The organism is Paenibacillus aceris (assembly GCF_017874035.1).
GTDB lineage: Bacteria > Bacillota > Bacilli > Paenibacillales > NBRC-103111 > Paenibacillus_E > Paenibacillus_E aceris.
The window spans coordinates 315,989-328,413 of sequence record NZ_JAGGKV010000007.1 but is presented as its reverse complement, the minus strand read 5'-3'; the positions used below and the strand labels follow the sequence as shown (position 1 = coordinate 328,413).

The window sequence follows — 12,425 nt, the reverse complement described above, 5'->3', positions numbered from 1 at the left end:
CCAGGATCAAACTCTCCATAATAGAAAAGCTTAATTGTACTCATTGACTTGCTAGCGAGATTATACAATCTCATTTATAGTCGATTGCTCGACTGTGCTTTACTCACTCGTTGTTCAGTTTTCAAAGATCAAGGTTTCTAGCTCGACCCGCTCTCTTTCGAAAGCCGGAAGATCAATATACCATACTAATTTTTCTTTTGCAACTTGTTTTTCTCAAGTTACTCGTTATTCCCGCATGTCTCAGCGGCAACTTTTATAAGATACCACAGATGATGACGATGAGTCAACCCATGAGCTCATTGTATTTTTTTACCATCTAAATCAAGATTAACTTTAAACCTACGAGGAGCAGGAGACCAGGTACGCCAAGAACAGTTACTGTCCCTATTGTAGCTGTATTAATTGGCAAATCCACTTGCGTATAAGCGCTTAGCAGATTCAAGCCATACAGGAGGAATGCAGCCACAACAACATTTAACCCTAATGCAGATAATAGTCTGCCACTGCTACGGTTACGCAAAACAATAAGAAGCAGCATTAGTGAAGATAGTATGAGTAATCCCCATACCGCATATTTAATATACACGCTCTACACCTCCAATAATCGATCCGTATCAATCATGCTCAGATTTAGCCTTTTGGCCTGTTTGATGAGCATTTCAAATCTTTTTTCTGCAGCTTCCATCGCATAGATGGCATAATCAATCTGATCCTTGTCCAAGGCAAACTCAAAGTGTGCCTGCGCCGCCACCCAATTGGCATGAGCCGAACGAATTTCCTGGATAAGCATCTGCTTGTCCCTTAAAAGCTCCTCTTTTGCACCTTTTTTGGTTTGTGGATTCTTCCGTCCGTACATGCCTAATAAAGCTGGTCTCATCAGCATACCCTCCATGACCCCAAATGCGGGTTAATCTACCCTTATGCATATGGGAGGAAAGGAGCAATTAGAACTTTCGCATTTCTTTTACACGAACAAAAAAGAGAGCTTTGCAGCTCCCTTCATACAGGTTTAACCTTATTTATAATTCCCTGCGGCCTTCCATGGCTTTGGACAGCGTCACTTCATCCGCATACTCCAAATCTCCGCCTACTGGCAGTCCATGCGCGATACGCGTAACCTTTAGGCCGAATGGCTTCACTAATCTGGACAAGTACATGGCCGTAGCTTCACCTTCGATATTCGGGTTCGTAGCGAGGATTAACTCCTGTACGGTTTCATCCCCCAACCGCTTGAGTAATTCAGCGATATGAATTTGATCCGGTCCGATCCCTTCCATAGGGGAAATCGCACCATGCAGGACATGATAGTAGCCCTCGAACTCTTTGGTACGTTCCAAAGCGACCAAGTCCTTAGGCTCCTGCACGACGCAAATGACAGAACCATCCCTGTTCTTATCTTGACAGATCCGGCATGGATCAACATCGGTAATGTTGCAGCAGACTGAACAGTAGTGGAGGTTCCTTTTCACATTGACGAGCGCCTTCGCAAAATCAATCACGTCTTCTTCTTTCATACGAAGAACATGAAAAGCAAGGCGCCCCGCGGTTTTGGGGCCTACCCCCGGCAACCGGGAGAAAGCATCGATTAACTTGGAAATCGGTTCGGGGTAATACAAAGGAAGTTCTCCCTCATCTTTCAGAATTGTAGCTCATGGTTGTGACTAGAACAATCCAGGAATGTTCATTCCGCCTGTGAATTTGCCCATATCTTTATTTGCGATCTCTTCCGCTTTCGCCATTGCATCGTTTACTGCTGTCAGAACAAGATCTTGCAGCATTTCAACATCGTCTGGATCAACAGCCTCAGGCTTGATTGTAATGCTTTGCACTTTCTTATGTCCGTTTACGACGCAAGTAACAACACCGCCGCCAGCTGTACCTTCAATGATTTTAGTGCCTAGTTCTTCTTGAGCCTTCATCATTTGCTCTTGCATTTTCTTCACTTGCTTCATCATTTGATTCATGTTATTCATAGTCGTTTGCTCCTTTGTAGTTAGTCTAGTCTTCTTTAATGGTCACTAACGCTTCGCCAAACAATTGAATGGCTTCGGAAATCCACTCTTCTTTGGGAGGACCTCCTGGGCTACCCTCATCCGCTACGAGTTCCATGACTTCAGGAGGGCTGCTGGTCGCTTCATTCTTGGCGTCGTCCCACTCTTTGCGCATAACCGTAAGCAGCCGCATTGGCTTGCCGAACACAGAGGTCAGCACTTGCTCAATAATGAGCTTGTTTTCCGGTTTTTCCGTGGTGTTGCGGTGCATCTCATTTTTGAAAGCAACCAAAATGACATCGTCCAGCATCGATACCAGATCACCATTCACAAACCATGCATGGACGGTAATCTTCTTTTCCTTCACTAGACCTAACACCTGACTCCACTTCATCAGCGCCGCCTTGGTTTCCGGACCCTCTGAAGCCTTCAAGTAACCATCCAATTTGATGCCTGACTTTTTAGACGGCGCGGAGGCCACCGGTACTCTGGGAGCTGGCTTCGCTTCGGCCGGCACACCCGTTACTCCCGATTTTACCAGTCCGGCTATCTGATCTTCAAGTTGTTTGAGCTTCTGGGTCATTTGGGCAAAAAGATCGCCTTGAGGCATCCGGCTTCCTGCATCCGCCGTTTGGCTTACAGAAGGACTTCCTTCTTCTCTGTGGCCGCCGCACATTTTCATAATAGAGATTTCTAGCAGCGTTTGAGGTTGTACGGAGTATTTCATTTCGCCCTGATAGTGATTCAACGTTTCGATCATGCCCATCATTTCACTTGGCGTAAAGTGACTGGCAATTTCACTGAGCTCGCGCATATCAAAAACGCGTTCGGCGATGACCGGCGAATTCGGCACCATGCGAACCATGAGCAGATCACGGAAGTAATTAATCAAATTCTCGATGCATTTGTCAGCGCTTTTGCCTTCCTGCATGAACGTATCAACAAGCTCTAGCGCGGCTCCAAGATTTTTGTCTTTGATATAAAGCACAAGCTTCTTGAATTGATCGGAAGCCACACCGCCGGTGATGGATAAAATGTCAGCGAGCTGCACTTCGCCCGTGGCAAAAGACGTTGCCTGATCGAGCAGACTAAGCGCATCGCGCATCCCGCCATCGGATAATCTTGCAATATAATGAAGAGCTTCCTCGTTAATCGAGATCTGTTCCTGATCACAAATATATTTCAGCCGCTGCACCTGATCATCCATCGAAACCCGTCGAAAGTCAAAACGCTGGCAACGAGAAATAATCGTCGCTGGAATCTTGTGCGGCTCGGTCGTAGCTAATACGAACATGACGTGGGCCGGCGGCTCTTCAAGCGTCTTAAGCAGGGCGTTGAAAGCCTCCGTGGTAAGCATGTGCACTTCATCAATGATGTAGACCTTCTGCCTGACTTCCGTAGGGGCATACTTCACTTTATCCCGAATATCCCGAATTTCTTCAACACCGCGGTTGGAAGCAGCATCGATTTCGACCACATCCATGACTGCGCCATCCGTAATCCGTTCACATGCGGAGCACGCATTGCATGGCTCCTCAGCCGGACCGTTTAAGCAGTTAACTGCTTTGGCTAATATTTTGGCCGTACTTGTCTTTCCTGTTCCCCGTGGACCGTTGAACAAATAAGCATGGGTAAGGCGATTTTCTCGCAAAGAATTCTGCAGTGTCTGCGTGATATGTTTCTGACCGACAACTTCACGAAACGTCTGAGACCTCCACGTTCGATATAGAGCAATATGTGCCATAGTTTCCTCTCCAATAATCCCTGCGTGGAATGACTGAATCCATTATACTATAACCCACCTGGGGATGAAATAGAGGATCAAGCAAAGAAGCCCTCCCCGGTGTCAGAATTCTCCTTCTTTAGGCAAAAGAAAAAACGCCCTGCAAGCTGGCGTTCTAGTTCAAATTCATATTGGTTTAAAATAAACCGTGCACCTGTTATTGATAAAGTGATACAAGCGAACTCTTATCGTTGGCTCAAGTCAGGCAGCCCTTCGGCACATGGAAAATCTCACTTACGGCTGCTTCCTTCCGGACCTGACCGGATTCATGAGCATCCATTGCGAAGGACCCAACTCTCAACACCACGTGTAAGAGCCAGACCTCACATCACAGTACCGCTAACAGGAATTCAACCTCGCTACAGCGGATTGCGAGTTACAGGGCACCGCTACCTCCCCGTCTAGCACAGTAAAAATAGTATAGCTTATTCACATGTAAATAGCAACTAAGGGGGAAAATCTACCTGAAGATTACGACTTAAGGTGTCATTTTCACAGTAACTTTGTAACGCGGCATATTGGTATCTAAGGCATTTTGGGCTTGAGAGCGCAGCTCTTCAACCTGGGCTGCCGTCAAATTCGGTTTCGGCTTAATTTTCACCCTAGCATTCGGTCCGTTAATAGCGATATTGGATTTCTCAATCCCTTGAAACTGCGAGAGAACAGCTTTCATTAAGTTCGAATCATCCTCATAGTGATGATACGTAGGGTTAAGCGGGTCGTTCGGATTCACACTGGTGATTCCTAAATATCCGTCCCTCTTGTAGTTCTGTGCTTTATACTTGGCATCATCCGTCTGCGGCGGGTTTTTGTTACCCGAACTAATGCCGCATCCAACTAAGCTCATGGTAAGCAGGATTGCTGCTGTTATTCTAAGCATACCCCTGAACATAAAAACACCTCCCATTGGACTCTAAGTCTAAACTTAGGATGACCAAGGAAGGATGTCTTATGCTGATTGGCAGCAAAGAAATTGATACCAATTAGATTCCGTATTTCTTTTTGAACTTGTCGACACGGCCGCCTACATCGATAAACTTTTGTTTACCAGTGTAGAAAGGATGGCAATTCGAGCAAATCTCAACACGAAGATTTTGCTTGATTGAACCCGTTTCGAACACATTACCACAAGCGCAAGTCACTGTGGTTGCATGATAAGTAGGATGAATACCTGCTTTCATGTTGGTTCACCTCTTTCCGCCCTGAATCATTTGCTGAAACAGAGTTAATGGACGTACTTTTGCATTGTAGCATACCCGGAAGTCCTATTGCAATGGAAAATCGATTGGAAAACTCTTTCTCAGAGAACCATTGTCGCATTTCTGTCGCTGGTGTAGAACTTTGGCGTATGCGAGTAAGATCCAAGCACAACATCCGGCAATTCCTGCTCGAAAATTTCGATCATTTGCTTCATTCCAAGCAGCTCTCCGCGAGCTTTAGGGATAATCCCTAAATAACTTTCAGGATCAATATTCAGGTTGCGCAATTGAATTAATTTTAATCCGGTTCTTCGTACAAATTCGATCATAGCCTCAATCTCTTCTTCCCGATCGGTTACACCTGGAAAAACGAGATAGTTGATTGAGGTGATGACGCCTTTATCCGTAGCGTAGCGAAGAGATTTCTCCACATTCTTGAGTGTATATGCTCTTGGCTTGTAATAAGCGTTGTAGTGATCATCCAAAGCACTGATCGTACTAACGCGCATTAGATCAAGCCCCGCGTCTACGATGCCGCGGATATGATCAGTCAAGCCTGCATTCGTGTTGATGTTAATGTAGCCCATCTTCGTCTGCTCACGCACCTGCTTGATAGCCGGAATAATGAGCGCAGCCTGTGTGCTGGGCTCCCCTTCACATCCTTGACCGAAGGAGATGATGCTCTCCGGTGTACGCAGATGCTCCAGCATGATCTGGGTGATCTCTTCAAGCTGAGGCTTGAAGTTCATTCGTGTCTGTGGCGCCACGAAGCCGCTCTCATCAGGCTGTTCTGATATACATCCGAAGCAGCCTGCGTTGCAAGAGTAGGAGACCGGAACGGCCCCTTCCCAACGCTGGAGAAACGTGTTGGATGCCGTCAAACACTCATAGCCAAGTGCACAGTTCGATAAGTGTGCATACAGGCGATTTTCCGGATACTTAGCCGTCAAGGTCTTAACCTGAGACTCAAGCTCCGTAACATCGCAATGAATCGGATTCCAGAAGTACGGATTATCCGTCAGACGAGCGGCTACATAGAAGGCGTCATCCTTCCATACAACGGCCGTATAACCGAACAGTGGCAGCGCCTTGGTCTTGTCCGATTTGACATAACCGGGAAGCAGCAGCCGCGTGAAGCCCTGAGGCAGCAGTGCGCCAACGGCGTGATAGTCACCCGGCACAAGCTTCATGTCGCCAGTCTCGGCGTCAATCCCTACCGGCCGTGTAAAAGGAAGACTGACAAGTGTTGCCCCTTCGGGCAGCGGAATCAGCTCGTCTTCCATAATTTCTGTTATCATTTCAGCGTTTCGACCAAGCGCCAAATAATCGGGATGATCGAAAACGTTTCCTTGTGAGTCTGAATAAACCAAATTCATAACGGTACTCCTCTTTATGCATTAAGGCATCTTCCACATCGCTTAAGACGCGGAGTTTTTCACTTTCCCTTTGCTTGCACCTGATGAAGCGCCTGTTGAAGGGGAAGCCAAAGAATCCAGGAACTCCTGATTCGTCTTTGCTTCGGCAAGCTTCTTGATGAAGGACTCGGTATATTCGTGGGAATCGTTCATACCTTTGCGAAGCGCCCATACCTTCTCGAGTTCATCCTTGCTCAGAAGCGCTTCTTCACGGCGCGTGCCGGATCTGCGAATATCAATAGCAGGGAAAATACGGCGTTCCGCCATTTTACGATCCAGATGAAGCTCAAGATTCCCTGTCCCTTTAAATTCCTCATAAATGACGTCGTCCATACGCGAACCCGTTTCTACGAGTGCCGTAGCAAGAATCGTCAAGCTGCCGCCTTCTTCAATGTTACGGGCAGCCCCGAAGAAACGCTTCGGACGATGAAATGCTCCAGGATCGATACCACCAGATAGTGTCCGGCCTGTTGGCGGAACTACAAGGTTATAAGCCCTAGCCAAACGGGTGATGCTGTCCAACAAAATGACAACGTCTTTCTTATGTTCAACTAGACGCATAGCGCGTTCTAGGACTAGCTCGGCAACCTTAATGTGATTCTCAGGCAGTTCATCAAAGGTAGATGCAACAACCTCGCCTTTCACAGAACGCTGCATATCCGTAACTTCCTCTGGACGCTCATCAATTAGCAAAACGAAAAGCTCAATGTCAGGGTAGTTGGTGGAAATACTGTTTGCGATCTCTTTAAGCAGTAACGTTTTACCTGCCTTAGGCGGCGCTACAATCAAGCCGCGTTGGCCCAGCCCTACAGGAGCAAGCAAATCCATGATGCGCATGGAAATTTTGTTAGGCTCCGTCTCCAGCGTAATGCGCGTGTCAGGATAGAGAGGCGTCAAAGCCGGGAAATGAAGCCGCTCAGCAGCTGTTTCCGGTTTCTCGCCATTCACCGCTTCAACCTGAAGAAGCCCGAAATAGCGCTCATTCTCCTTAGGCGGACGGCATTTGCCCGATACAATGTCCCCTGAGCGCAAATCAAATTTGCGAATCTGGGACGCAGAAATATAAATGTCTTCTGAGCTTGGAAGATAGTTAATTGGACGCAAGAAACCGAAGCCCTCTTGAAGGATCTCAAGGACACCTTGCATAAACATTAGACCACTTTCAGCAGCTTGTGCACGTAAAATTGCAAAGATGAGTTCTTTTTTCTTCAGCGTACCGTAATATGGAATCTGATGTTTCTTAGCTAGTTTATATAATTCAGTAAGCTTGAGTACTTCAAGCTCAGCAAGCTGCATGCTCATGTTTCAACCACCAAACTATTAAATTTTCAATTGGATTCTAGCATTGCCTGTTGTTTGGAACTTTATTCCTTACTCCTCGCTCTCGCGCCAAACCTCGGCTCCAAGGGAGGACAGATTGAACACCAAGTTCTCATACCCGCGGTCAATAAACTCAACCCCGGACACCTCAGTGATACCGCCAGTTCTTACACTAAGACCGGCCAGCACCAGGGAAGCTCCCGCTCTCAAATCCGTTGCTCTGACCTTAGCCGAGCTGAGCTGTGACCCCTCGATGATCGCCGAACGTCCTTCGACTTTCATCTTCGCTCCCATCCGCACGAGCTCAGGAATATGCTTAAAACGATTGCTGTACACGTGATCCGTTAATATACTAACTCCTCTGGCTTGACACAGCAAGCTTGCCATCGGAGATTGCAGATCCGTTGCAAAGCCTGGATAAATTAATGCTTTTACATCGACACTCGAGTATTCTGGCTGACCTACTACACGAATGGACTCGTCCATCTCGTAGATATGTACACCCATTTCTTGAAGCTTTGCCGTTAGAGCCTCCATATGTTTAGGAATGACGTTATCAACCGTCACATCGCCACGCGTTGCCGCTGCAGCAATCATATACGTCCCCGCTTGGATACGGTCAGGTATGATGGAATGACGGCAGCCATGCATTTCCGTAACTCCTTCGATCCGAATGGTATCCGTACCGGCTCCCTTAATTTTTGCACCCATCGAGTTTAAAAGTGTAGCCACATCTATAATTTCAGGCTCTTTCGCCGCATTTTCAATAATCGTATTGCCTTTCGCCCGTGAGGCCGCCAACATGATATTAATCGTAGCTCCAACACTCGCCATATCCAAGTAGATTTTCGCGCCGCGAAGCTCTTTGGCCCGAATTCTTAAAGCGCCATTCTCATTGCTCACTTCAGCTCCTAATGCTTCGAAGCCTTTGATATGCAAATCGATCGGACGCGGTTCGAAATTACAACCACCCGGAAGACCGATGTTCGCTTCCCCGAACCTTCCAAGCAACGCTCCCATCAAATAGTAGGAGGCTCTCAATTTCTTAACTTTTCCGTTAGGCATCGGAAGCGACTTCATCCGGCTTGGATCAATGGTCATCCGATCTTCATTCCAATCGATGGTAGCTCCTAAATCCGACAAAATTTCTGTATATGTAGCCACATCACTCAAATGCGGCAGATTATCCAACGTTACCGGCGTTTCAGCAAGAATCGCAGCTGGAATAAGTGCAACGGCACTATTCTTAGCTCCGCTAATTTGAACGGTCCCACGCAGTGGACGTCCCCCGACCACCATTAATTTCTCCAACATCATTCTCCCCCTAAATCCAGGTGCCTTCCTGCAAACGCAAACTCCACAATCTTCTAAGAATATAAAAAGGGCTATAACAACATATAAAAACATAATAATAAAAAACGCTTACAGCTCACATATAGAACAAAAGACAAAAAACAGAAGAAGGAAACGCCCGTAAGAACACAGACGATGGATAATTTCATCATCCGCCGTCTGCTCCTTACTGCATTTCCCACTGCATCTATACAATTAAAATTAAGCTTGGTTGCTGCTTCCGAACAATTGAATTTTGGATTTTACAACTTCGACCATTGCGTTGCGAGCTGGGGTGAGATATTTACGAGGATCATAAATTTTTGCGTCCTTGTTCAGAACCGCGCGGATCGTTTCTGTGCATGCCACTTGGTTTTCAGTGTTTACGTTGATTTTACCAACGCCTGCAGCGATCGATTTGCGGATCATTTCGTCAGGTACGCCGGATCCGCCGTGCAATACAACCGGAACTGGAATCGCTTTGGAAACTTGCTCGATAATATCAAAATGAATGTTAGGCTCGCCAGCGTACATACCGTGTGCTGTACCTACTGCGATAGCCAGACAGTCAACGCCTGTTTCTTCGTAGAAACGGATAGCTTCTTCTGGTTTTGCAAGGTTAGCATGCTCTTCGTCCACCGAGATGTCATCCTCAACGCCGCCGATTGTTCCAAGCTCACCCTCAACGGAAACGCCCATTGCACGAGCAGCTTTAACAACTTCTTTAGTCAAGCGGATGTTTTCTTCGAAAGAATAGTGAGAGCCATCGAACATAACGGAGCTGAATCCTGCGCGGATACATTTCATTGCTACTTCAAAGGAGCTGCCGTGATCTAAGTGCAAAGCGATCGGCAAACCGGATTTTTTCGCTGCTGCTTCCGCAATTGCTACTGTAAATTCGATACCCATATATTTCAGTGCGCCTTCGCTAACACCGTAAATGAAAGGGGATTTCAGTTCCATTGCCGCTTCCACAATCGCTTGAGCAAATTCAAGGTTGTTCATGTTAAATTGACCCACCGCGAATTTGTTCGCTTTTGCCTTAGGTAAAAACTCATTCATTGAAACCAATGCCATGTTTCTCTTCCTCCTAGAACCTTTTTGTAGTTTTGCGTAGACCGCTCTTGTCATACCTGAGTTATTATAGCACATATATTTTCAAATGATAACCAAGCCCATGCTTCTCAGCCACAAAAAAAGACCCTATGACTAGGATCCCACTGCAAAACCACTGCTTGATTCATTATTTAACTGCATATTAACCGCCATGCGCAACTCATCAATATCAAAAGGCTTCGTGAAATGCATAATGGCGCCGAGATCCGTCGCTTCTTTAATCATGTCGAGCTCTCCATATGCCGTCATCATGATTACTTTGATAGAAGCATCGATCGCTTTAACATGTTTCAAAATATCGAGGCCGTCCATACCGGGAATTTTCATATCCAATAATAGTAGGTCAGGCGAAGAGTTTTTGACAATTTCTAAAGCCAGTTTACCATTAGAGGCTTGGTAGGTATCATATCCTTCGTTGCTGAAAACCTCCATTAGCAGAACACGAATTCCATTTTGATCATCGACAATCAGTACCTTTTTCTTCATCAGCCTAGTTCCCTCCCGAAAACGAATAACAAATCCCCTAAACTTCACAGATAAATAAAGTATATAAGGTATTCGCTATTCATTTTCATTCTCCTTCATGAGAGAGGGCCAAATTGAAAACTTTTACAAATAAGTTGTTTTTCAGGAGGCACCTAACACAACGAGTTAGCGCTGGATCCCCTGAGCCGCCTTCACAAACTCACGGAACAACGGCTGCGGTCGGTTCGGACGCGATGTGAACTCCGGATGGAACTGCACCGCCAAGAACCAAGGATGACCTGGAAGCTCGACCATTTCGACCAAGCGGCCGTCAGGCGATGTACCAGAAATGCGCAGGCCAGCTGATTCGATCAACTCGCGGTATTCATTGTTGAACTCATAGCGGTGACGATGTCTCTCGTACACCAGCTCGTCATTGTAGCATTTCTCCGCCAAGGAACCTGGAACGATTTTACAAGGATATAGACCAAGGCGCATCGTACCTCCCAGATTCTCGATATCCTTCTGCTCCGGCAGAAGATCGATAACTGGATAAGCGGTTGTAGGATTAATCTCGGAGGAATTCGCACCATCCAAGCCAGATACGGAACGCGCATACTCGATAACAGCAACTTGCATCCCCAAGCAAATACCGAAGAATGGAATTTTCTTTTCACGGGCATAGCGAATGGCAGATACTTTACCTTCGATACCGCGATCACCGAATCCGCCAGGCACTAAGATACCTTGCACGCCGGAAAGCAGCTCATCCACGTTGTGATCGTAAATCTCTTCTGCATTAACCCAACGGATATCAATCTCGGAGTCGTTATCAATACCGGCATGTCCAAGCGCTTCAACAATGCTCAAATAAGCATCATGCAGTGCAACATATTTTCCGACAATTGCAATTTCCGTTTTCTTGGTCAGTGATTTAACTTTACGAACTAGACTTTCCCATTCCGTCATATCCGGCTCGTTCGTTTTGAGCTTCAGGTGGTTGACGACGTAATCATCAAGTCCTTGCTCGCGAAGCATCATCGGTACTTCATACAACGTTTCCGCATCTCTACACTCGATAACAGCCGCTGGATCAATATCGCAGAATAAAGCAAGCTTACGCTTCATATCTTCGGTCAAAGAGTGCTCCGTACGACAAACGATAACGTGAGGTTGAATACCTAAGCCGCGCAGTTCTTTCACGCTGTGCTGTGTCGGTTTCGTCTTCACTTCACCTGCTGCTTTAATATAAGGAATCAGCGTAACATGAATGTACATCACATTCTCGCGGCCGATATCATTTTTCATTTGACGGATTGCTTCTAAGAAAGGAAGGCTTTCAATATCACCAACCGTACCGCCGATTTCCGTAATGACAACATCCGATTGCGCCTCGCGGCCTGCACGCAGAACACGATCTTTGATTTCATTCGTGATATGCGGGATAACCTGAACCGTACCCCCAAGATATTCCCCTCTGCGTTCCTTGGTAATAACGGAGGAATACACCTTGCCTGAAGTCACGTTGGAGCTTTTGGATAGATTGATATCGATGAAACGCTCATAATGGCCTAAGTCCAAATCCGTTTCAGCACCATCATCGGTTACGAATACTTCACCGTGCTGATAAGGACTCATTGTCCCCGGATCCACGTTAATGTAAGGGTCGAACTTTTGAATCGTAACCTTCAGACCTCTGTTCTTCAGCAATCTTCCTAAGGAAGCTGCTGTAATTCCTTTGCCAAGGGAAGAAACTACGCCTCCCGTAACGAAAATGTATTTTGTCACTATGTACGCCTCCTAA

At 46.4% G+C, this 12,425-nt stretch carries 13 protein-coding genes and 1 other RNA gene; all 14 read right to left on the bottom strand.

The window, feature by feature from the left end:
* Positions 1–316: 316 nt before the first annotated feature.
* The 14 genes from J2Z65_RS16100 to J2Z65_RS16035 all read right to left on the bottom strand — a co-directional run bounded on the left by J2Z65_RS16100 (position 317) and on the right by J2Z65_RS16035 (position 12,409).
* Complete coding sequence (locus J2Z65_RS16100; protein WP_338111592.1) at positions 317–586, bottom strand: pro-sigmaK processing inhibitor BofA family protein; 270 nt, start codon at positions 584–586, stop codon at positions 317–319.
* A gap of 3 nt (positions 587–589) precedes the next feature.
* Positions 590–877, bottom strand: coding sequence for a DUF2508 family protein (locus J2Z65_RS16095; RefSeq protein ID WP_240159571.1), 288 nt, complete (start codon positions 875–877; stop codon positions 590–592).
* A gap of 142 nt (positions 878–1,019) precedes the next feature.
* Entirely contained in the window at positions 1,020–1,616 is a 597-nt protein-coding gene (recR, locus tag J2Z65_RS16090; protein WP_127457620.1) for a recombination mediator RecR, read from the bottom strand.
* 45 nt (positions 1,617–1,661) lie between these two features.
* Positions 1,662–1,973 (bottom strand): YbaB/EbfC family nucleoid-associated protein, encoded by a 312-nt coding sequence (locus J2Z65_RS16085; RefSeq protein ID WP_167054480.1) that lies wholly within the window; start codon positions 1,971–1,973, stop codon positions 1,662–1,664.
* Positions 1,974–1,998: 25 nt separating this feature from the next.
* Positions 1,999–3,735 carry a DNA polymerase III subunit gamma/tau gene (gene dnaX / locus J2Z65_RS16080; protein WP_167054482.1) on the bottom strand — a complete coding sequence of 579 codons (1,737 nt, stop codon included), beginning with the start codon at positions 3,733–3,735 and terminating at the stop codon, positions 1,999–2,001.
* Positions 3,736–3,920: 185 nt separating this feature from the next.
* Positions 3,921–4,184: signal recognition particle sRNA large type (ffs, locus tag J2Z65_RS16075), an RNA gene on the bottom strand.
* A gap of 68 nt (positions 4,185–4,252) precedes the next feature.
* The gene (locus J2Z65_RS16070) at positions 4,253–4,666 is read right to left on the bottom strand and encodes a hypothetical protein (RefSeq protein WP_167054484.1); all 414 of its coding nucleotides are present in this window, start codon (positions 4,664–4,666) and stop codon (positions 4,253–4,255) included.
* Between the two features lie 91 nt (positions 4,667–4,757).
* Positions 4,758–4,955 carry a 50S ribosomal protein L31 gene (gene rpmE, locus J2Z65_RS16065; protein WP_029197218.1) on the bottom strand — a complete coding sequence of 66 codons (198 nt, stop codon included), beginning with the start codon at positions 4,953–4,955 and terminating at the stop codon, positions 4,758–4,760.
* Positions 4,956–5,074: 119 nt separating this feature from the next.
* A complete protein-coding gene (locus J2Z65_RS16060; RefSeq protein ID WP_167054486.1) occupies positions 5,075–6,349 on the bottom strand; it encodes a radical SAM family protein in 1,275 nt (424 codons plus the stop codon).
* Between the two features lie 42 nt (positions 6,350–6,391).
* The gene (gene rho / locus J2Z65_RS16055) at positions 6,392–7,690 is read right to left on the bottom strand and encodes a transcription termination factor Rho (protein ID WP_167054488.1); all 1,299 of its coding nucleotides are present in this window, start codon (positions 7,688–7,690) and stop codon (positions 6,392–6,394) included.
* Positions 7,691–7,759: 69 nt separating this feature from the next.
* On the bottom strand, positions 7,760–9,019 hold the full coding sequence (locus tag J2Z65_RS16050; RefSeq protein ID WP_167054977.1) for a UDP-N-acetylglucosamine 1-carboxyvinyltransferase: 1,260 nt from the start codon (positions 9,017–9,019) through the stop codon (positions 7,760–7,762).
* A 243-nt stretch (positions 9,020–9,262) separates the two neighbouring features.
* Entirely contained in the window at positions 9,263–10,117 is an 855-nt protein-coding gene (fba, locus tag J2Z65_RS16045; RefSeq protein ID WP_167054490.1) for a class II fructose-1,6-bisphosphate aldolase, read from the bottom strand.
* Positions 10,118–10,249: 132 nt separating this feature from the next.
* A complete protein-coding gene (locus J2Z65_RS16040) occupies positions 10,250–10,642 on the bottom strand; it encodes a response regulator (protein WP_079418635.1) in 393 nt (130 codons plus the stop codon).
* A 165-nt stretch (positions 10,643–10,807) separates the two neighbouring features.
* Positions 10,808–12,409, bottom strand: a complete 1,602-nt coding sequence (locus J2Z65_RS16035; protein ID WP_167054492.1) for a CTP synthase — start codon at positions 12,407–12,409, stop codon at positions 10,808–10,810.
* Between the last annotated feature and the right edge of the window lie 16 nt (positions 12,410–12,425).